24 protein-coding genes are annotated in these 19,799 nt (G+C 37.7%); all 24 read right to left on the bottom strand.

The window, feature by feature from the left end; translation table 11 throughout:
- The coding region (locus DWA30_RS00925) for a hypothetical protein (RefSeq protein ID WP_245933835.1) at positions 1–573 on the bottom strand (573 nt) is incomplete at its 3' end.
- 44 nt (positions 574–617) lie between these two features.
- Positions 618–1,511: a ribose-phosphate pyrophosphokinase gene (locus tag DWA30_RS00920; protein ID WP_114490658.1), complete on the bottom strand. Its 894-nt coding sequence runs from the start codon at positions 1,509–1,511 to the stop codon at positions 618–620.
- A gap of 6 nt (positions 1,512–1,517) precedes the next feature.
- A complete protein-coding gene (locus DWA30_RS00915; RefSeq protein WP_114490657.1) occupies positions 1,518–3,020 on the bottom strand; it encodes a thymidine phosphorylase family protein in 1,503 nt (500 codons plus the stop codon).
- Between the two features lie 28 nt (positions 3,021–3,048).
- Positions 3,049–4,425 (bottom strand): MBL fold metallo-hydrolase RNA specificity domain-containing protein, encoded by a 1,377-nt coding sequence (locus DWA30_RS00910; protein WP_114490656.1) that lies wholly within the window; start codon positions 4,423–4,425, stop codon positions 3,049–3,051.
- 15 nt (positions 4,426–4,440) lie between these two features.
- Complete coding sequence (locus DWA30_RS00905; protein ID WP_114490660.1) at positions 4,441–4,695, bottom strand: hypothetical protein; 255 nt, start codon at positions 4,693–4,695, stop codon at positions 4,441–4,443.
- A 39-nt stretch (positions 4,696–4,734) separates the two neighbouring features.
- Complete coding sequence (locus tag DWA30_RS00900) at positions 4,735–5,580, bottom strand: ATP cone domain-containing protein (RefSeq protein WP_114490655.1); 846 nt, start codon at positions 5,578–5,580, stop codon at positions 4,735–4,737.
- The gene (locus DWA30_RS00895) at positions 5,577–6,413 is read right to left on the bottom strand and encodes a universal stress protein (RefSeq protein WP_114490659.1); all 837 of its coding nucleotides are present in this window, start codon (positions 6,411–6,413) and stop codon (positions 5,577–5,579) included. The genes DWA30_RS00900 and DWA30_RS00895 overlap by 4 nt, the downstream gene beginning before the upstream one ends.
- Before the next feature lie 22 nt (positions 6,414–6,435).
- Entirely contained in the window at positions 6,436–7,209 is a 774-nt protein-coding gene (locus DWA30_RS00890) for an SDR family oxidoreductase (RefSeq protein WP_085767722.1), read from the bottom strand.
- Positions 7,210–7,256: 47 nt separating this feature from the next.
- Positions 7,257–8,246 (bottom strand): 2-hydroxyacid dehydrogenase, encoded by a 990-nt coding sequence (locus DWA30_RS00885; protein WP_114490654.1) that lies wholly within the window; start codon positions 8,244–8,246, stop codon positions 7,257–7,259.
- A gap of 3 nt (positions 8,247–8,249) precedes the next feature.
- The gene (locus DWA30_RS00880) at positions 8,250–9,224 is read right to left on the bottom strand and encodes an ATP-dependent 6-phosphofructokinase (RefSeq protein WP_114490653.1); all 975 of its coding nucleotides are present in this window, start codon (positions 9,222–9,224) and stop codon (positions 8,250–8,252) included.
- Positions 9,214–10,131 (bottom strand): alpha/beta fold hydrolase, encoded by a 918-nt coding sequence (locus DWA30_RS00875; protein ID WP_013072809.1) that lies wholly within the window; start codon positions 10,129–10,131, stop codon positions 9,214–9,216. The genes DWA30_RS00880 and DWA30_RS00875 overlap by 11 nt, the downstream gene beginning before the upstream one ends.
- On the bottom strand, positions 10,128–11,471 hold the full coding sequence (locus DWA30_RS00870) for a dicarboxylate/amino acid:cation symporter (RefSeq protein ID WP_114490652.1): 1,344 nt from the start codon (positions 11,469–11,471) through the stop codon (positions 10,128–10,130). Before DWA30_RS00870 ends, DWA30_RS00875 begins: the two co-directional genes overlap by 4 nt.
- Positions 11,472–11,479: 8 nt before the next feature.
- Complete coding sequence (locus DWA30_RS00865) at positions 11,480–12,541, bottom strand: class I fructose-bisphosphate aldolase (protein ID WP_114490651.1); 1,062 nt, start codon at positions 12,539–12,541, stop codon at positions 11,480–11,482.
- 11 nt (positions 12,542–12,552) lie between these two features.
- Positions 12,553–13,566 (bottom strand): type II glyceraldehyde-3-phosphate dehydrogenase, encoded by a 1,014-nt coding sequence (locus DWA30_RS00860; protein WP_114490650.1) that lies wholly within the window; start codon positions 13,564–13,566, stop codon positions 12,553–12,555.
- A 20-nt stretch (positions 13,567–13,586) separates the two neighbouring features.
- Positions 13,587–14,942 carry an NAD(P)/FAD-dependent oxidoreductase gene (locus DWA30_RS00855; RefSeq protein ID WP_114490649.1) on the bottom strand — a complete coding sequence of 452 codons (1,356 nt, stop codon included), beginning with the start codon at positions 14,940–14,942 and terminating at the stop codon, positions 13,587–13,589.
- 22 nt (positions 14,943–14,964) lie between these two features.
- Positions 14,965–15,426 (bottom strand): universal stress protein, encoded by a 462-nt coding sequence (locus tag DWA30_RS00850; protein WP_085767729.1) that lies wholly within the window; start codon positions 15,424–15,426, stop codon positions 14,965–14,967.
- Positions 15,427–15,446: 20 nt separating this feature from the next.
- Complete coding sequence (locus tag DWA30_RS00845; protein ID WP_245933834.1) at positions 15,447–16,052, bottom strand: lycopene cyclase domain-containing protein; 606 nt, start codon at positions 16,050–16,052, stop codon at positions 15,447–15,449.
- Between the two features lie 101 nt (positions 16,053–16,153).
- The gene (locus tag DWA30_RS00840; protein ID WP_085767731.1) at positions 16,154–16,429 is read right to left on the bottom strand and encodes a DUF5676 family membrane protein; all 276 of its coding nucleotides are present in this window, start codon (positions 16,427–16,429) and stop codon (positions 16,154–16,156) included.
- Positions 16,430–16,445: 16 nt separating this feature from the next.
- Positions 16,446–16,664: an SHOCT domain-containing protein gene (locus tag DWA30_RS00835; protein WP_085767732.1), complete on the bottom strand. Its 219-nt coding sequence runs from the start codon at positions 16,662–16,664 to the stop codon at positions 16,446–16,448.
- Between the two features lie 21 nt (positions 16,665–16,685).
- Positions 16,686–16,901, bottom strand: coding sequence for a heavy-metal-associated domain-containing protein (locus DWA30_RS00830; RefSeq protein ID WP_085767733.1), 216 nt, complete (start codon positions 16,899–16,901; stop codon positions 16,686–16,688).
- 296 nt (positions 16,902–17,197) lie between these two features.
- Positions 17,198–17,659, bottom strand: a complete 462-nt coding sequence (locus DWA30_RS00820) for a hypothetical protein (protein ID WP_114490646.1) — start codon at positions 17,657–17,659, stop codon at positions 17,198–17,200.
- Between the two features lie 135 nt (positions 17,660–17,794).
- The gene (locus DWA30_RS00815; protein WP_114490645.1) at positions 17,795–18,397 is read right to left on the bottom strand and encodes a WG repeat-containing protein; all 603 of its coding nucleotides are present in this window, start codon (positions 18,395–18,397) and stop codon (positions 17,795–17,797) included.
- A gap of 71 nt (positions 18,398–18,468) precedes the next feature.
- Positions 18,469–19,050 (bottom strand): helix-turn-helix domain-containing protein, encoded by a 582-nt coding sequence (locus tag DWA30_RS00810; RefSeq protein ID WP_085767737.1) that lies wholly within the window; start codon positions 19,048–19,050, stop codon positions 18,469–18,471.
- A 178-nt stretch (positions 19,051–19,228) separates the two neighbouring features.
- Positions 19,229–19,651 (bottom strand): HYC_CC_PP family protein, encoded by a 423-nt coding sequence (locus DWA30_RS00805; RefSeq protein ID WP_114490644.1) that lies wholly within the window; start codon positions 19,649–19,651, stop codon positions 19,229–19,231.
- Positions 19,652–19,799: the final 148 nt, after the last annotated feature.

The following is a 19,799-nucleotide window of genomic DNA, read 5'->3' as shown; positions in this document are numbered from 1 at the left end:
ACTATTATCTTCTTCTGTAAATTTCTGAAAGGTCAATAAACCATTCCCGTTTAATTTTTCGTAAACGGTATAGTTGAGTTGCTTAATGCGAATGCCCCAGGCATAGGCCTTAATATTTATTTTTGAATTAATGTTGGTTTTATTGTCCTTCAATGTTCGGTCGTAAATCTTTATGATGCTTTTTGAACCAAAAAAATCCAGCAGTCCTGAATCAAAAGTCATTTCCAATTCTATATCTTCAAGGTTGTCCAAATCGTAGAGGTCTTTAAATTTTTTAGAGGTGGTATTAATTTCGGTCTCCTTTGATTTTGGGCTGGAAAACGGGAAAGCCATTACCATTATACTTGCTTCATCAGGCTTGCAACGATAAGTTGTGGTGTATTTATCGGTCGATTTTTTGTCCTCATCGAACAATTCCGTAACCACCTCAATTTCATAGTATCCATTTTTCTTTATTGTTTCACCAGCTTCAAAAGTTTGTTTGTTTAGAAAAGAGCCTTCTTCATCAAAATTTTCTCGAACAACAACTCTACCTGAAATCTGCCCAATAAGCATTTCAGTTTGTCCAGTCATTGTGATGCTGAATAAAATAAATAGTACTATGAAACTTTGCTTTCTCATATATGGTGCATTAATTTTTTTACCTCTTTTGCCATAATATCACTTAAATCTATTCCATTTGAAGAGTGTGGGATGGTATTGCAAGTCACTATTTTTTCTACTCCAGAATCCAATAAATCTTGATAGGCATTTCCTGAAAAAACGGCGTGAATGCCGACGCAAATAGGCGGTTTCATTCCTGCCTTTTTAAGATGTTGTACGGTTTCAATCATTGTTCGGGCTGTGGAAATAATATCATCTACCAAAATGGGTGTAGCATCTTTATATATATCCACATCGGGAACAGAGACTTCTACATCACGGTCACCGTGACGCACCTTTTGTAATACTATAAATGGTGCTCCTGCATTTTTGGCGACTTCTGATACCCATTGTTCACTTTCAGAATCGGGACCGATAAGTACTGGGTTTTCGATGTTTTCTTTTATCCATTCTGAAATGGCATCGGCAGCGTGAATCACTTTATTTGGAATTTGATACACTTCTCCCAACGAGCTAATTCTATGTAAGTGCGGGTCAACTGTGGTAATGCTATCGGCGAAACCAGAAATCAATTTTCCGAAGAAACCAGAAGTCACTCCTTCACCTTCATTAAATACTTTGTCCTGCCGCATATACGCCAAATAGGGTGCTACCAAACAGGTACACATAGCGCCTAATGATTTGGCTGTGTGACTTAAAAAATAAAGCGGCAACAGTTTTTCATCCGGTTCGTGTAAGGTGCATACCAGTACCACACATTTATCATTAACATCAGATAAGATACGTGTATAGGATTCCCCATCAGGGAATTTACGCAAAGTGGCTTTGCCCACTTCAGCATCCATTTTTGTAGCCATTAGTTCTGTGAGTTCTTCATTTCCGGGAAGACTGAATAATATTGTTTTCATAGTTTTTTAAATTATAGTTATGATGTCGTTATGGTTGTTTTTATATTCCAAAGCATAGTTAAGTTCACCTTTGGATTCAGCATATATGGTATAAAGCAGTTGGTTCTCTTCGATTTGTTCTCCCAAATGCACATTTAGAAGAATCCCTGCCGATTTAGATTGTGGTGCTCCAGAAAGCTTGGCAAGTTTTGCAATTTTACGGTTATCAATTCGTTGCAAAACGCCTGACTTTTCAGCTTTAATTTCAATTTTATAAGGTGCTAAAACTGGTTTTGAAAATTGACCTTGCGCCTTACAAATGGCTATGAATTTTTTATAAGCCTGACCAGATGTGAGAATTTGATGTGCGGTTTCCAACCCTTTACCTTTTTCTACTTTGCCAGAAAGCTCTATTAGTTCAGCGGCTAAAAGCAATGCTCTTTCTGTTAGGTCTTTGGGTGCATCTGCTTCATTTTTCAATACTTTTAATATATCTATGGCTTCTAATGTAGGACCGATACCCCTTCCAACCGGCTGCGTGCCATCCGTAACTACAACCTTTACATTCAACCCAACAGCAGTTCCAACGGTTTCCATATGATTTTTTAGTTTTTCTGCCATTTCTGCACTTCTAACTTTAGCAGTTTCACCCACGGGAATATCAATTACCACGTGTGTGGAACCTGCCGCAGCTTTTTTAGAGAGTACTGAAGCGATGAGTTGCCCTTCGCTATCAATATCCAAGGCTTTTTCTATTTTAATGAGCACATCATCGGCAGGACTTAACTGCGCTGTGCCTCCCCAAACAAAACATCCGCCTTCTTTTTCTACTACGGTCTTTATTTCCCCGGAAGAGAGCGTAACATTGGTCAGTACTTCCATTGTATCTGCTGTGCCAGCTGGCGAAGTGATTGCCCGTGAGGATGTTTTTGGCATAGTAAGACCATATGCGGCAACAATGGCAACTACCAATGGTGTTGTCCTATTGCCAGGCAATCCACCAATGCAATGTTTGTCGACCACGATATCCTTGTTCCAGTTCAGTTGCTTTCCGGAAGCAATCATTGCTTTCGTTAGGTCGGATATTTCATCAATATCCATTCGGTCGCCAGCACAGGCAGTAATAAATGCCGAAAGGTGGATGTTGGAATAATCGCCTTCCACGATATCGGTTATGATGTTGTTATAGGCCTTATAATCCAGTTTTTTGTTATAGATTTTTGCCCTGACGTGGCTTAACGATTCTATAGGTTCTAAATGGGAAACATACAATGTATCATTTTGGGACACATTGAGTTTTTTCGCAGCAGCATCTGATAGTCCGATTTCATTAGGCAACAGAATATCAGAATTCAGGACATTAAGACTTGCCACGATTGATGTACTTGCGTTGGATATTCTTATTCGGGTAAGTGCCTCAAACCCTTCTGAAATACAGACGTGGCAATCTTCGCGCATATACACTACATTTTCGTTTTGGGTATAGATTCCGAGATGTTTATATTTTAATATGTTTGAGTGTGTGTCCATATTTTATTGGTTGTTGTGATTTTTCGATTTATTCTATTTCTTCGATAGTGTATAATTGCGGAATTTCTGCATCCCACCCATAAGTTTCCTTGATGCCTTTTTGCAATGCTTCCGCACTTTCTTTTTCACCGTGTACTATGAAAATGCGCTCTGGCGTATTTTTTATTTTGCCCATCCATTCTATAAGTTCTTTATGGTCTGCGTGTGCCGAAAGCCCTTCAATTTCTGCTACTTGCATTTTAAACGGCACCCATTTTCCATATACTTTTAGTTCTTTTTCACCTTCCAATAATTTTCTGCCACGAGTGCCTTCAGCTTGATAGCCTACAAAAAGTAAGGTGTTATTTGGATTTTGTGCCTGTGTTTCAAGATAGTTAAGCATTCTTCCGCCTGTGAGCATTCCGCTTCCTGCAATCACGATTTTTGGTTTGTTATCTGTTCTTATTTCCATTGTTTCACGATAACTGCTTACGACAGTAAAGTGTGAGCACATTTCGTCACATTCGTTGTTTTCCAATCTGTGCCAATCCCGAGTTCTATGAAACAGTTCCAATACGTTGGCACCCATCGGACTGTCCATAATCATTTGTACTCTGGGGATTTTCTTTTCTTTCAATAATTTCCAAAAGATGAGCATCATTAGCTGGGCACGTTCTACCGAAAAACTTGGGACAAATAAGCTGCCACCTCTGTTGATGGTGTCATTGACCAATTTTTCAATTTGTGGAAGTGCTTCTGCTTCATCGGGATGAAGCCTTCCTCCGTAGGTGGATTCAATAAATAACACATCCGCTTTCTTTGGCTTTAAGGGTGGAAACAGTAACAAATCATTTGTTCTGCCTATATCGCCAGAAAACACGAAACGTTTTCCGCGTATATCTAACTCAATGTATGTGGCACCAAGGATGTGTCCGTTGTATTGAAACCTCGCTTTCACATCTTTGAGAATGGGTAGCCATTGCGAGGGTGGTACTCCTTTGAAGTAAGGGATTGTTTTTTCTACATCATTTAAATCGTAAAGTGGTTCCGCAGGACTGTGTTTGGAATAGCCCTCTTTATTGGCACGTTCGGCTTCCTGTTCTTGTATTTTGGCACTATCATTCAATATGATTTTTGCGATGTCCAAGGTGGGATTGGTACCATAGATGGGGCCATTAAAGCCTTGCTTTACCAATCTCGGCAGATAACCTGTATGGTCCATATGGCCGTGGGTAAGCAAAACAGCATCAATATCAGCAACATTAACAGGTGGGTACTCCCAGTTTTTAAGGCGTAATTCCTTCAATCCCTGAAAAAGTCCGCAGTCTATCAGTATCTTTCTATTTCCTGTATCTACCAGATATTTTGAACCGGTTACTGTGCCTGCTGCTCCTAAAAAATGGATGTTTATTTTGTTGTTTGTCATCTTTATAGCATTTAATTAGTGTCCACCACAGCAGGACGGTGTATTGCTTTGGTTTTGGCTCGATTTATATAATTTTGTTATCTCATTATATAGATTTCGTGAATCCTCTTTAATATAAAGTGCTACCTTCTTAACAGAGTTAGTTTCTAACTCAACCATATCCAATAGAATTTCTATGGCCTCGTCAAGCAATTTCGGGTCGTCTTCGAGAGCTTCGTAAAACGGCTCAAAATCTAATTGGTTCTGTTGTTGTGAATTTTCTTTTTTCATTTGACTTTTTTTTAGAATTATTGATTGTTGCATTGTTTTTTATTGATGTACTGAACATAATTTTTCTGAATCTTCAAGAATCTTATTATGTCTTTTTTTATCAATTCCTATTTTTTCCAAGAGCTTCGGACTTTCGTGAAGCTCTTTACAGAGTACGATGCCTTCATCTAATAATTTTGTTTTTTCAGCTTTAGTAAGTGTTGTTAAAGCGGTTAAGGGATGTAGCCCAGATTTATCTATTCTGTCCTTGAGACCATTTCCTCTTGGATAATCCCAACTGCTTAAAAGCATTCCAACACATTTCCCGTACTGAATGGCATCGGTTGTGAAACGCGTATTGGTGTACACAGCTCCTTTATGAAGTTTAGCCTCGTGACCTTTTTGGTGTTCCCATTGCTTTTCTACGTCCAAAAACCGTGAATGGATATATAATGGGATTTTTACATTACAAAACCTGCCTTGGTCGCTATGGTATTTGCATTCAATCATATAGTGTTTGTTTTCTTTTTGGGCGATAACATCAACTTCGTGCTGTACACAATTACCTTGAACAATAACTCCCACATTTGTGCTAAAGCCTTCCATCTCTAAAATCTTACCAACAAATTTTTCAAAAGGAAATCCTGATGGCCCTAATTCCATTATCGCTTTTTTTAGCTTGTATTTTGAGGCACTTACCCTTGATTTACTTTTAAGTATTTTGAATGCCATCTGATAGATTTTTTTTGTGGTAATTCCATCATAAAGTTGCCCTTCAACTTGTTCAACTATTTGCTGAATTAATTCTTCGCTCGCTTGTGAACGCCTTAAGGAATTGATAAGCTTATCTACATCAAAGGCTACCACATCACCAGAATACTTCACTATGTTGATTGGATTTTTCATTTTTTAATATGGATGGTCATTACTGGAAGCACGGAATGATTTGTAACGCCTTCGGCAATACTTTTTGAAAATAGGCTCAAAAATCCCGTTTTTCCGTGAGTGCTCATTGCAATTAAATCTGCGGGCTGATGTTTTAAAAATGTATTGATGCCTGCTTCTACGGAAGACTCATTATGGACGCTCATTGAGAAGTTCTTTAGATTGGGGAATTTTTCAAGAAATTCCTTTACAGGATTTAAACCAAGCTCTATGCTATTAAAGTCAGTTTCTGTGTTTACTCGTAACAAATGGATTTTAGCATCGCATTTTTTGGCTATTGACAATACTTCTTGAAATGGATACGTGACATCCTCTTCAAAAGAAGAAACAAATAGAATGTCCTTGAAGGGAAACGTGACATCCTCTTCTTTGACAACGATAATGGGCGCATTGGCTTTTCGAACTATTTTTTCAACATTACTACCAGTAATTTCTCTAATGACACCTTTGGTTCCACTGCTGCCGGTAACGATGAAATCGTGATGGAAATGACCAGAATGTTCTAGAATATCTTTCTGTCCCGAATCAAATTGAAGAAAAGTTCGACATTTAAGCCCTTCGTGTTCCGCCTTTTTTTCCAGTTCCCGCAATTTTGATTTAGCGACACCTATTTCCTTTATGGTTTTGGGATACCTTTTTTCCTTTTGTTTATCCAGCTTTACCCAATCAACAGGGGTAGTCATTTGATGTAAAAAGTGTATCTCTGCATCGTATAGTTTGGCTATTTCGATACCAAGATTTGCTGCTTTAGTGCAGTTTTTTGAGAAATCGGTAGGTACGAGTATGTTTTTCATAATTTTAGTTTTATTGTTTTTCTTATTGGGCGGTATAGCCACCATCGATAACCAGTTCGGAACCGGTCATAAATTTGGATTCATCAGAGGCCAGATATACAACTCCGTACCCTATATCGTCAGGTTCTCCCAAATGACCAATTGGATGTAAACTTTCCAGTTGTTTTTTGCCTTCTTCTACATCACCTTGAGCCTTGAGAAAATTCTCTACCATTGGGGTCCAGATATAAGCAGGATGGATAGAATTGATACGGATGCCATAGCCTTGCTTTGCACAATGTAGGGCGGCAGATTTTGTAAAAATGGTAACGCCGCCTTTACTTGCGTTATACGCAGGTAAATTGGGGTCACCGATAAGTCCTTCAATGGAAGAGAAGTTAATGATGGAACCACCTTCATCTGTTTTCCTCATACCTTTTATACCATATTTGGTGCCTAAAAAAGTGCCATTTAGGTTTATATCTATGAGGTTTTTCCAATCTTCAAGGGTTACATCTTCAACTGTTCCTCCGAGTCCTATTCCAGCAGAATTTGCTAAAATGTGTAATTTTCCATAAGTTTCAAGGGTAGTTTCAATAACGTTTTTCCATTCATCTTCTTTGGCAACATCTTGTTTAATGAATATGGCCTCACCACCGTCTTCTTTTATTTGTTGAACTACTTTTTTACCACCTTCCTCGTCTATATCTGACACGACTATTTTTGCTCCTTCTTTTGCCAATAGTTTAGCACTTGATTTTCCCAAACCAGATGCTCCTCCTGTGACAATGGCAACTTTATTTTTTACTCGTTTCATAATTTTAAATTTTAAGATTAAACGATTAATTATTAAATTTTTATGGTTCAGGGAATCTCATTTCCTGAAACTTTTCCTTTTTCAAAACAATCCAGATTATAGATTGTAGTTTCTGCAATATTGGTCAATGCTGTTTCGGTCAAAAAGGCTTGATGACTTGTAATTAGTACATTATTGAAAGTCATTAGCCGTGCAATTACATCGTCCTGTAATATATTTTCGGAATGGTCTTCAAAAAACAACCCCTCTTCCTCCTCATACACATCGATGCCGAAATAGCCAATTTTTTTAGACTTTAGGCCTTCGATAACCGCTTTGGTGTCGACCAGTCCTCCACGACTTGTATTGATAAGCATTACCCCTTGTTTCATCAATGAAATATGCTTTGCATCAATCAAATGTTTAGTTGAAGCTGTAAGTGGAACGTGAAGACTTATGATATCGGACTGTTTGCAAATGGTCTCGCAATCTGTATAGCGAACACCATATAAATTGATAAGGTTTTCATCTTCAACTATATCGTGTACAAGGATATTACAGCCAAAACCGTGTAGAATTTTAACCAATACAGCGCCTATTTTTCCTGTTCCTATGACACCTACAGTTTTTCTGTTTAAGTCGAAACCTGTAAGTCCGTTTAAAGAAAAATTTTGGTCGCGCACCCTATTGTGTGCTTTAATCAGTTTTCGGTTAAGTGCGAGTATTAAAGCCATTGTATGTTCTGCAATGGCATAAGGGGAATAGGCTGGGACACGAGCCACTTTAATTCCAAGTTCTGATGCTTTTTTTAAATCGACGTGATTGAAACCTGCCGAACGTAATGCGATAAATTTTATGCCCAGTTTGTGTAAAATATCCAAAACTTCTGAAGAGGCATCGTCACTTGAGAAAAGTGCTATGGCCTTTGAACCTTCTGCCAATAAGGCGGTTTCCTTTGTTAGTCGAAATTCCAGAAAATTCAATTGATGTTTTCCTTTATTAGCGTTTTCAATGGAAGGCTTATCGAATTTATGTGTGCTGTATATTGTTGTTTTCATAATTTATGTTCCAAATAGTTCTAAGAGTTCGTGCAATTCTTTATTGACCTGATGTTGTTTGACCACTTCATTAAAAGGGGTTAAGTGCAATTGATTGTTTAAAATCCCAACCATTACATTCTTTTTACTTTGTAAAAGTGATTTTACGGCTTCCACCCCAAGCCTAATACCCAACATTCTATCTAAAGCAGAAGGATTTCCACCTCGCTGTATGTGGCCAAGCTTTGTTATGCGTAAATCGACATTGGGATTGACTTCCTTTATTTTTGAAGAAACAAGTTCGGCACCAATTTCGTCACCTTCAGAAACTACGATTAGAAAAGCATCCTCGCTATCGTAATTTTTCACTTTATCTAAAAGGTTAATAAAGTCGGTATCGCTCTCTGGGATGAGTATGGCATCAGCGCCAACCATCAATCCTGAATGAATGCCGATATAGCCAGAATCTCTACCCATTACTTCCACGATAAATACCCGATTGTGAGATTCGGCAGTATCCCTTATTTTATCAATGTTTTCAATGGCTGTGTTAACTGCGGAATCGAAACCAAGGGTGTAATCCGTACCCGAAATATCGTTGTCAATCGTTCCGGGAATCCCTATAAATGGGATATCGCATATTTCTGAAAAAGCAAGTAATCCCTTAAATGTACCATCGCCACCTATGGCAATCAGGGCGTCTATTTTGTTTGCATTTAGGGTTTGCAGGGCTTTTTTTCGACCTTCCAGTTCGAGAAAACGTTTGCTTCGTGCGGTCTTTAGAATTGTGCCACCCTTTTGGGTCAGTTTTTGTAATTCGTGTGATTTAAATTGAACCAAGTCACCATCTATCAATCCTTCATATCCTTTTCTAAAACCACTAACTTTTATACCAGTTGCTTCAGCCGTTTTTGCAATGGCGTACAAGGCTGAATTCATCCCTGGACTATCACCTCCAGAGGTAAATACACCTATATGTTTAATTTTATTAGTATTCATTTAAAATTGTTTTTTGTGATTTTTTATCTGAAACAGAAAAATCTTGGATGGTCTTCCATACAAATTCTGCTTCTTTTAGAAAGAACTGATGGTCTCCCCCTGTAGAGGTAACAGTTTTTACGTTTGTAAATTCTCTTGATAAGTCTATAGCATTTTTGAGCGGTGCAGTAGTGTCCTTTGCTCCGTGAATGAAAAGCACTTTTGTGTTTCTAATCTTTCTTGCAATCCCGTATAAATCTGTTTTTAGGATTATCCTCGTAAGCGAATAATAGTAGCTCTGCCAATGGTGTTTTTTTGCATCTTCATAAACATCATCCGTGAGGTTGTCAGGCTTGAATGCACGCGACATAAAAATGGGATGAATCATACAGATGTATTTAGAGAATCTGCTTGTTGATATTCTGTCCACAAAGGAATGTGAGGACATAATTTTTTTAAATTCATCTGCATCCTGATAAACAGGTATTCCAATAAAAATGCCTGCTTTGAGCCAATTTGAGTGTTTTTCCAATAGGGCCATTGAAATTATAGCGCCCATAGAATGACCGGCAACTATGGTTTTTCCATCATTGAATCCTTCTTTTTGCAAAACCAATTCTAAAGCTTTAAGTTGAACTGAAAGCGAATAATCACTTTGTGGTTTTGGCGAATCACCAAAACCCAAAAGGTCTATTAATAGCAAAGTGTGTGTTTTTGAAATGCTTTCTAAATTGCGTTTCCAATAATTCAATGACCCTGTCAAACCGTGCAGCAAAACGAGTTTGTTTTCACCCGCACCTATAATTTCATAATTTAAGAGTGTTTTGTCAGCATCATAAGCTGGGTGCTTAACAATCTTATAATGTTGGTATCCTGCTATAGCAACCACAGGAAAAATGAAAAATATGGATATGAGTAGTAATGTCATATTTTTAAAGTTTTATCATTAACCAATATTGGGGTTTTACCATAAAACCTATTAAAAACCATACAAGCTGTGAGGTCACCCGTTACGTTTACAGCAGTCCTGAACATTCCCAACAATCTTTCTACACCAATAATAATGATGATGCCTTCGGCTGGAATACCGACACTTCCCAAAACAGAAGCGAGTATCACCACACCACCTCCGGGAATGGCAGGTGTGCCGATTGAAGCAGCAACGATGGTTACGATGACCACAATAATATTGAGCAAACTCATTTCCAAGCCATAGGCTTGGGCTATGAATAGCGTAGTTATGGTTTGATAGAGTGCAGTGCCATCCATATTGACGGTTGCACCTATGGGGATGATAAAATTGCTAATGGTCTTGTCAACCTTCAATTCTTCTTCGGCTGTTTGAAGGGAAAGTGGCATCACGGCTGCAGAGCTTGTGGTTGAAAAGGCTAATAATTGAACGTCCCTTATTTTTTTTAGGAAATGCATAGGGTTTGCTTTTCCAAGAAGCACAATTAGTCCTAAATAGAAAATTACCAAAAGTAACAGACCGAGCAGGACGACACCAACATAATAGGTGAGACCAGAAAGAGAACTTAAACCAACACTAGAGGTAAGCTGCGCCATAAGACCGAAAACAGCAATAGGCACTAGAAGCATTGACCATTTTACTACTGTCATACAGACTTCCTGAATGGCACTTAGAAGTAGCTTTACTGGGCGCAGTAAGGCATTTTCTAGTGATAGCACAGCTACACCAATAATGATTGTGAAAATCACGATACTCAACATTTCACCGCTAACCATAGACGCCAAGGGGTTTTCGGGAAGCAGGTTTGAGATGGCATCAGGAATTGTTTCAATTCCGAAGGAAAGCTCGGGTTCATCAGTTGAAACTGCCATAATTTCATTATGCTCTTTTAGTGATTGTTGATGAAGAAAACGACCCGGTCTAAAAATTTGGGATAGTATCGTACCTATGCTAACCGAAACTATTGTTGTGCCCAAAAAATACAGTAGAACACCACCGCCAAGTTTTCTTAGACTATCCTTATCGTTGCTTACGATTCCTGTGATGATAGAAGCCACAATTAACGGTATCATAATCATTTGAACCAGTTTCAGAAATAGTACACCAGGCAATGCCAGCCAATTCCCCGCGATATCTGCGGTTTCTTTAGAAATCCATCCATTTTGTGGGCTTAACAACAAACCAAATCCGACACCTAAAAACAAGGCAATGATTACCTTAAGCCATAAGCGACTTTCTACCAGTTTGAGAAGGTAGTGGTTAAGTGATTTTAATGATTTTATCTCTGTGTCAAACATTCTGTTGATTATGCTATATTAATTTTATTATCCAGATACACTTCCTGAACGGATTGTAATACTCTCACGCCTTCGCTAAAGGGCTTTTGAAATGCTTTTCTTCCCATTATCAGCCCAGAGCCACCAGCCCTTTTATTGATAACGGCAGTTGTTACAGCTTCGGACACATCTGATTTGCCTTTGGAACCACCACCTGAGCTAATCAGCCCTATTTTACCCATATAGCAATTGGCAACCTGTAATCGGCAAAGGTCTATGGGATGGTCTGTGGTAAGGGTTTTATACATTTCATCATCATATTTTCCAAAACCTATCTCTTTGAAACCAAAATTATTGGTGGGTAATTTTTGTTTGATGATGTCTGCCTGAATAGTAACACCCAAATGGTTTGCCTGCCCAGTTACATCGGCAGCAGCGTGATAATCTTCTTTTCCAGTTTTGAAAGCTTCGTTACGGGTATAGCACCATAAAATGGTAGCCATACCTAAATTGTGGGCTTCTTCAAAAGCTTCAGCTATTTCTTTAAGCTGTCTATTGCTTTCTTCGGAACCAAAATATATAGTAGCACCGACAGCAACTGCTCCCATATCCCAAGCGGTTTTTACATTACCAAAGAGCGTTTGGTCATATTTATTGGGATAGGTGAGTAACTCATTATGGTTAATCTTAACGATAAAAGGGATTTTATGTGCATACTTTCGAGCGTTCAAGCCCAACACTCCAAACGTAGATGCCACACCATTACAACCCGCTTCGATAGCAAGTTTTATAATGTTCTCAGGGTCAAAATAATCCGGGTTTTTGTAGAATGAAAAGGTTGCGCTATGCTCAATGCCTTGGTCTACAGGAAGAATACTCAAATAGCCTGTGCCACCAAGATTGCCGTGGTTGTATAATTGGTTGAGGCTTCTTATTACCTGTGGATTTCTGTTGCTATTGACAAATACTTTTTCAAGACTATTTTTACTTGGTGTCTGCAATTCATCTTTTGTGATTCTTTCACAAACGTGATTCAAGTAGAAATCAGCTTTGTCTCCTAAAAGCTCTGTGATATTTATATCTGTTTTCATTTAAAAGAGGATTAATGAATTCCTAAGCTTTCATTGGTTTTGGCGATGGATTTCCCCCCATCTGTTTCAATTCCAGTTAGTGCTCTAATAGCATCTATGGTTTCTGGGATAACAATAGCTTGGTTGTCTACCACGTAGGCATAAAAGAGTTCGTCTCCCTTTACTTTTAGCATATCTTCCCAAAGAGCAACTTCATACATATCGCCCCAAGGTCTTCCCATATCCAGAAACATTTCCTTAATGGTGTTGTTAGAAACCAAGCCTTGGTCATATCGAATTAGTTTAATACGACTTGAAGTTTTGAAAGCATTTAGCACTTCTTCCTTTGTCGCCTGCTTTTTCAATTTCACATTCCAGTAGTGCATATGGCTTAAGGTTTGCGGTACTTTTACTGCTGCGGTGATGACATCCAGTTCTGGGTCAACACTTTTAGCATCTGGACCTTGATGGCTTGGGATATCTTTTTCGGGAACCATCGTATTCATAATACCACCCAAATGACTTTCCCAAGGGTCTGTAGCTCTTCTTAAAAGTGTTCCTCTTGCATAATCCAATAAATCGGCTCTTTTTAAGGCGGTCAAGGTTCTTAAAATAGACGTGGTATTGCAGGAAACAACCCTTGTAGCATTTAAGTTTATAGCAGATTGATAGTTGTTTTCCGCACTAAAGGAATGCCCTGTGGTTTCGTGTTTTTCGCCACCGTGTAGAATAAATTTGATGTTTTGCTCCTTGTAGATAACGACATTCTGAGCGGCAATTTTTTTGGGTGTACAGTCCACAACAAGATCTGATTTCTTTAAAAGTTCCTGTAAGTTTCCCTTTACTGAAATTCCTCTTGACTCCATATCATTGGCTGCTTCTTCGGTAGCTGCATAAATATCATACTCCTTTCTTACGGCATTTTGAATGCGCCAATCGCTGATTATATCGCAAACGCCCGAAAGCTTCATATCATCTTGTAAATTGATGGCATCTGCCACCCTTTTTCCTATGACTCCGTATCCTATAACTCCTATTTTTTTCATATAAATTTTGTTTTAATTAGTTATTCTTCTGTATTGTCGACTAATGATTTATGTTTGAAATTTCGAATAATTAAGCGGTTGCTTTTTTCATAAGTGAAATAGCTAACCGCCCAATTAAAACCAACCATCAATCTATTTCTAAATCCACTTATAGATAACAAGTGTACAATTGACCATAGCAACCAAGCGAAATAACCAGCAAATTTGAATTTGCCTAAATCGGCAACAGCCTTTCGTTTTCCTACTGTGGCCAATGAACCTTTGTCTTTGTATTCAAAAGGTTTTACGCCTTCATCCTTAATAATTTTCAATAATACATTACCTAAATATTTGCCTTGCTGGATTGCTGTTTGGGCTACTTGTGGATGCCCTTTGGGTGTGTCTGTAGTAATCATTGCCGCTATATCGCCTACGGCAAAAATATTTTTGTAGCCTTCTACCATTAAAAACGAGTCAGTTTTTAAGCGGTTACCCCTAACCACGTGTTTTTCATCTATACCTTTGGGGAATTGTCCTTTTACACCTGCCGTCCAGATGAGGTTTCTTGCTAAAATTTTCTTTCCGCTATTCGTAGTAACCTCTGAACCGTCATAATCACTTACCGACTCGTTGAATAGTACTTTTACATTTAAGTCTTTCAGATACTTTAAAGTTTTTGATGATGCTTTGTCTGACATTGTGCTTAACAACTCGTCAATAGCTTCTATCAAATAAATGTTCATTATGGAAGCAGGGTATTCTGGATAATCCTTCGGTAGAATGTATTTGCAAAATTCAGCCAAAGCTCCTGCCATTTCTACGCCAGCGGGACCACCTCCAACAATAACGAAATTTGTTAGGGAATCACGTTCATCATCATCGCAGGTAATGGCTGCTTGTTCTAAGTTTTGCAGCATCATATGGCGAATGTTGAGGGAATCACGAATATCCTTCATCCCTAAGCTGTTTTGGGCTATGGAATCCATTCCGAAAAAATTTGTGGTCGTACCAGTTGCAAGTACCAGATAGTCGTAGTGGACTTTTCCTTTGGTAGTTGTTAATGTATTTGATGAGGGTTGAATTTCCTCGACTTCCGCCAAGCGGAACACTACATTTTTATATCCCTTAAATTGTTTTCTAAATGGAAACACAATGCTGTCTGGCTCCAAAGCACTCGTTGCCACTTGATAGAATAAAGGTTGAAATTGATGGAAGTTGTTTTTATCGAACAATACAACTTGTACTTCTTTATGTTTCAATTTTTCTACCAATGCCAGACCAGCAAAACCACCACCAATGATAACTACGCGAGGTAGGTCAGAATCTGGAAGGCAGATATTATCCGTTACCTTGCAGGCAGATGACATTATTTTCTTATGTGTGTGGCTATCTTTCATTTGTTAGTTGTTCATATTTCATTCACCCTTTATCTTTATCTCTTGCAATAAGTACCGAGCACTTGGCGTGGGTGGCTAAATATTGGGAAACAGAGCCTAAAAGTAAGCGCGACAACGCACCTTGACCTTGAGAGCCCACTACAATTAAATCTGCTTTCCAATCCTCGGCTTTTTCGAGGATGGCACTTTTGGGTAGTCCGCTCACAACGATAGTAGTTATGTTAAGAGCTTTGTTTTTGCTCTTTAGAACATCGCTGGCTTCCGAAACAATTTTATTACCTATTGTTTTAGCGCCACTTATGAAATCTTCGTAGTAGTTGTTCAAGCTTCCACCTGTGGCCATTAATTCTGGGCCAATCATAGTGGGAAACTCATATACAGTTATGATGCAGATTTCAGCATATGATGGTAATATCATTTTATTGATTTCATCTACAGCAGCTTTGCTAAAGTCTGAACCGTCTACTGCCAATAGTATTTTCATAATTTGAATGTTTTAGTTGGTTAAAATTCCTTTCGGTTTTTAAGTTTTCTCCAATACAAGTGTTCATATAATCCAGACCAGTACATACCAAAGGTGAAGGCGAACAGTAGTTCTTCTATGGGTACACCCAAGAAAAGAATATGGGTCAGGTTGTCAAGATTCCAGTACAGCTCCACATATTGAGGATAGAACGGAAGGATACTTCCGAAATAAATGAAGTACAGTACTGTAAACAAGATTCCTCCGACCCAAATCTTCTTATTTAAATCTGGACGGCAATAGAGTGTTGCCAAACCACCTATGAACAAAGCGATAATCCCACAATAAATGTGGTTGAGCGATGTAAATAGGGCGAGTATAAAAAAGACCAGCGCAGGCACAAATAGTATATAAATATGTAGCTTATGTCGTTGGTGACCACGCTCGCTATCCGGAATTTTAACGAGGCTTCGTTTAAAAATAAGGTTGTAGAGTACCGTGCCAATCCCGCCAATGGCAAAAGAAAAGATAAGGCTCTCTATATCAAAACCTGTTTTTATAGCCAAATTGAACAGCGAAGGTGGAAACCAATATTCTGGAACAAACAAAGGTTCAGTTAAACCAAAAGGCATTGTTATAAGGCTCATTTTGAGCATCTCTTTTCTTGATTCTTTTCTCAACAGATAGATGATTGCCCAAAGCACAAGAATTATAAGTGACCATATGAACCAGACGTATTGCATAAACCTTACTGTTTTTTAATTTGAGCGTTATAAAAAGCTGCGATACAAGCACCAATTAACCATCCCAAAATAAATGTTTGTACTATTCCTAATCCTGCTTCCCATAAGGGTACATCCATCCTAATAATGCTCGTGGTGTCTAAACCGTGCAATAGGCTGTTGAAAAAATCTATAGTGGCTTCTCGGCCTGCTGTTGCCATTACAATCATACAGCCCAAGTAAATTAACGCTCCGGTAAGCCCGAATGCGAATCCTAATTTCTTTACGTTTAATCGATACATAATTTTTAGTTTTAATTTAGTTGTCCGAGTTTATAATCTTTTTAGATTCTTCGAATTCTTCCTTGGATATTTCGCCTTTTGCAAAGCGGTTTTTGAGAATATCGAGCGGGCTGTCCTTCTTAGTTTTTTGATAGGGAATATCTGTTGGGATAAAGAATATCCAAGCAATAAATATTATCCATATAATCCACCATATTAGGTGCATACCTCCAAAATGTCCGTCGTATAAATGCATAATTTTTGGTTTTAGTTGTTATTAATTTATTTCTGTAATTGTGTATCCGTTAAGTTTGCTGAGTTGCTTTTGTAGTTCAGTAATTGAAAGTTTTTCTGTCATCGTGATAAACGTTGCGCCTTTTGGCGCCAGAAAAATTTCTGCCTTTTCGATATTGGGATGTTCTTCCAAAGTCTTCTTGACCCTTGCTACACATCCACCACAACTGATTCCGTTTATTTGAAATTTTTGCTTCATTGTGTTTTATTTATTAGTGATCTTGATGTCTTTTGTGTTCTTCTTTTGTGTTCTGTTCAGATTGATTGTTATTGCCATCCCGATGCTTACGATCATTGGGTCTTCCGTGCCGATGTGAACCGTGGGGCATAAATAAATGGATACCGAACATAACGAGGATGAAAATGAACAGAGAAGAACTGCTTCCTATACCAAACGATGGTGCTAAAAAAATAAATAGCAACGGTAGTCCACATCCGATGACCATCCATATCCAGTGACTGTTTTTCATTGTGCTTTGCTTTATGGGTTAGAAATTAGTGATGTTCAGAATGATTGTTTTCTGTTTCATTGTTCATATACATCATATCCATCCCCTTATCTTTCATCATCATAGAACAGGATTCCATACAGTCTTCACTCATCATTCCTTTTTCGTGCATCATTTTCATCATATCTCCCATCATTTTTCCATCGCCCATCATTCTGTTCATCATTGAATGCATTATTGTGCTATCCTTCATCATCATTTGCATACCCTGTCCATTCATCATAGACCCCATCATTTTTTTGTTGCCTTGCATCATTTTCATTGTTGCTGGATTTCCGTGCATACTTTCCATAAACTCGGTCATATATGCATCGTTCTCAACAATGCTATTAAAAACCTCTGTGCGCGTCTCAGGATTTTCCAGTAGTGCTTGCGTGTCTGTTTCTTGTTTGCAGCTGGTTAAGCTGAAAAGGCCAATTGCCAGTAAACCAATAAATAGTGTTCTCATTTTCTTTGTTATTTAATTAGACATAAATTTATTTTTAAACCCATTCCCAATAGCTAATTGGGTTATAGAGAGGGAATGGGTTATCAGCTATTAATCGGGCTGAATTTTTAAGTTTTTGTTATAGTATAATATTTACTATTCGATTTTTTTGATTTGCCATTTAGAGTTGTTTCCTTTTATGGCGACCAAATTGGCCGAAATAAATTTTGATGTTATGGTTGGGGAACTACTATTTTTTATGTTCTGTGGCGAAACGTGTAAGGCCAGTTGTGTTAAGTGGTCCATCGTCGTTCCGGTTTTATCTATAACCACTTCAAAGTAATGATAGCTTACCACGTCCTTTTTGAAAATATCATTATAGCCAATGGTCTCTTTGTGTACCTTTAGTGCTATTGCCTTTTTGTTATTAAAATTGGTGGCGTTAAGAAATTGAGGTGCAATAACAGTTCCCCCTTCTTTATTTATATATCCATAATAGAGCACCCCATCCTTATGATGGGCAATCAAGCATCTATCGTCTTCAAAGATTGGGTAATTGGCGTTGTTTGTTTTGGTTACTACCAAATCATTTCGAAAATCAACGATTAATTTTCCTTCTTGGTCAATAAAACCCCATTCGTTCCCTTTTTTAATGGCGGCAACGCCATCGTTAAAAGGCGAGATGTAGTCTAAATTTTCTAAAGTTTGAGCTATTCCCAGATAAGGGATGAGCAGTAATGCGATGACAAATTTTTTCATTTTTGGTTTGATTTAATTTGTTAAAATTAATGACTGTTGCAGACCTTTATCTGCATAACTTTCGTTGATATCTATATAATTTCATCATAGAAATTCCGTTTCCAATTTCCTGTGTTCTTGTAATCTGTCATACTCATTCCCACCACTTCCTTAAACTGTCTGGATAAATGATTTACGCTGCTGTAGTCCAATAGGTAACCTATGTCAGAGAAGGAATGTTGTTTAAGTTGGATAAGTTCTTTAACCTTCTCTATCTTCAATTTGATGAAATACTTTTCAATGGTTGATTTTTCAATGGTTGAAAATAGTTTGCTCAGTGTCTTATAGTCACGATGCAATGCTGAGGCCAAGAGTTCTGAGGTCTTCACTTTCATATCCAATGGTAGTTCAACAAGTTGCTCGATTAGTAGAATTTTGATTCTTTCAACCAGCATCTCTTCTTCATTTTCTACAATTTTGAAACTATTTGTGTGAAGCACCCTTGTTACGTTGTCCGTTATAGCAGCCTCATTTAGGTTAGGTGCTTCTACCAATAACCTTCCTAGCTCTAATGAGAGTACAGTAATATCTAATTCTTGTAGTTCTTGTTTTATAACTTTAAGGCATCTGCTACAAACCATATTCTTAATCCAGAATTCTTTTGGTGAGCTCATTATAGTATTGGTGTTACTATTGAGTATTCGGCTCAATAGTTTGTAAGGTTTTAACCTTACTGGGTTAATTTGATAAATTGTGTTGTTGGGTAATGGATACAACAATGTTTAGCCAGAAGTTGTTCTTTGACTATAATAGAGGATACAGATTGATATGATCAATCTGCAAGTAAGAAAATCAAATTAAATATGTCTCGTGAAGAACCTGTATATCCTTAGACAACAAGGGCGGCCTATATTGTTTAAAAGGAATGATGTTTTTTTCAAGCCCTTCAAATAGATTGAGGTAAGTGTAAAAAAAGGTGTTAAGAAAGAGTATATCTTCATACTCAAGTTGGGTCTGAGCCTTTTTTATGGTGTCATCACCTGTTTTAATCAAAGTTTGGTTGCTGCAGCAATCTTTTTCTTGAAGAGAAGTACACTGTTTTGTGTTTAAATCTTTTTTTTGAGCCTTGTCTGCACATACTTTGGCTTTTCCAAAGAGTGCCATATCAACCAATTTATTGCAGCAAAAGTGCATATCTACTGTAAATGAAGCTGTGCTAAAAAATATAGTAGCTGCTAAAAAGAAGGCCAATATTTTAGTAAAAAAAGATTTCACGTAATAAAATTAATGATTTTATATCAAAAATTTAAAAAAAATGTTAAAAAATTAGTTTATGTTATTATTTTTTGATTTATCATAAACTTTAATTTTACGCTACGAATTTAAAATAATCGGTTTTCAAAAAATATGACTTTTGTCATCA

This window comes from Candidatus Ulvibacter alkanivorans (assembly GCF_003333325.1).
GTDB lineage: Bacteria > Bacteroidota > Bacteroidia > Flavobacteriales > Flavobacteriaceae > Ulvibacter_A > Ulvibacter_A alkanivorans.
Note: the sequence above shows the minus strand (reverse complement) of the source record. Positions and strands in the feature narration are given on the sequence as shown.

Bases quoted from the DNA above. Each gene is read 5' to 3' on its own strand.
- DWA30_RS00920 (WP_114490658.1), bottom strand. From the start codon at position 1,511: ATGAAAACAATATTATTCAGTCTTCCCGGAAATGAAGAACTCACAGAA.
- DWA30_RS00915 (WP_114490657.1), bottom strand. From the start codon at position 3,020: ATGGACACACACTCAAACATATTAAAATATAAACATCTCGGAATCTAT.
- DWA30_RS00910 (WP_114490656.1), bottom strand. From the start codon at position 4,425: ATGACAAACAACAAAATAAACATCCATTTTTTAGGAGCAGCAGGCACA.
- DWA30_RS00905 (WP_114490660.1), bottom strand. From the start codon at position 4,695: ATGAAAAAAGAAAATTCACAACAACAGAACCAATTAGATTTTGAGCCG.
- DWA30_RS00900 (WP_114490655.1), bottom strand. From the start codon at position 5,580: ATGAAAAATCCAATCAACATAGTGAAGTATTCTGGTGATGTGGTAGCC.
- DWA30_RS00895 (WP_114490659.1), bottom strand. From the start codon at position 6,413: ATGAAAAACATACTCGTACCTACCGATTTCTCAAAAAACTGCACTAAA.
- DWA30_RS00890 (WP_085767722.1), bottom strand. From the start codon at position 7,209: ATGAAACGAGTAAAAAATAAAGTTGCCATTGTCACAGGAGGAGCATCT.
- DWA30_RS00885 (WP_114490654.1), bottom strand. From the start codon at position 8,246: ATGAAAACAACAATATACAGCACACATAAATTCGATAAGCCTTCCATT.
- DWA30_RS00880 (WP_114490653.1), bottom strand. From the start codon at position 9,224: ATGAATACTAATAAAATTAAACATATAGGTGTATTTACCTCTGGAGGT.
- DWA30_RS00875 (WP_013072809.1), bottom strand. From the start codon at position 10,131: ATGACATTACTACTCATATCCATATTTTTCATTTTTCCTGTGGTTGCT.
- DWA30_RS00870 (WP_114490652.1), bottom strand. From the start codon at position 11,471: ATGTTTGACACAGAGATAAAATCATTAAAATCACTTAACCACTACCTT.
- DWA30_RS00865 (WP_114490651.1), bottom strand. From the start codon at position 12,541: ATGAAAACAGATATAAATATCACAGAGCTTTTAGGAGACAAAGCTGAT.
- DWA30_RS00860 (WP_114490650.1), bottom strand. From the start codon at position 13,566: ATGAAAAAAATAGGAGTTATAGGATACGGAGTCATAGGAAAAAGGGTG.
- DWA30_RS00855 (WP_114490649.1), bottom strand. From the start codon at position 14,942: ATGAAAGATAGCCACACACATAAGAAAATAATGTCATCTGCCTGCAAG.
- DWA30_RS00850 (WP_085767729.1), bottom strand. From the start codon at position 15,426: ATGAAAATACTATTGGCAGTAGACGGTTCAGACTTTAGCAAAGCTGCT.
- DWA30_RS00845 (WP_245933834.1), bottom strand. From the start codon at position 16,052: ATGAGCCTTATAACAATGCCTTTTGGTTTAACTGAACCTTTGTTTGTT.
- DWA30_RS00840 (WP_085767731.1), bottom strand. From the start codon at position 16,429: ATGTATCGATTAAACGTAAAGAAATTAGGATTCGCATTCGGGCTTACC.
- DWA30_RS00835 (WP_085767732.1), bottom strand. From the start codon at position 16,664: ATGCATTTATACGACGGACATTTTGGAGGTATGCACCTAATATGGTGG.
- DWA30_RS00830 (WP_085767733.1), bottom strand. From the start codon at position 16,901: ATGAAGCAAAAATTTCAAATAAACGGAATCAGTTGTGGTGGATGTGTA.
- DWA30_RS00820 (WP_114490646.1), bottom strand. From the start codon at position 17,659: ATGAGAACACTATTTATTGGTTTACTGGCAATTGGCCTTTTCAGCTTA.
- DWA30_RS00815 (WP_114490645.1), bottom strand. From the start codon at position 18,397: ATGAAAAAATTTGTCATCGCATTACTGCTCATCCCTTATCTGGGAATA.
- DWA30_RS00810 (WP_085767737.1), bottom strand. From the start codon at position 19,050: ATGAGCTCACCAAAAGAATTCTGGATTAAGAATATGGTTTGTAGCAGA.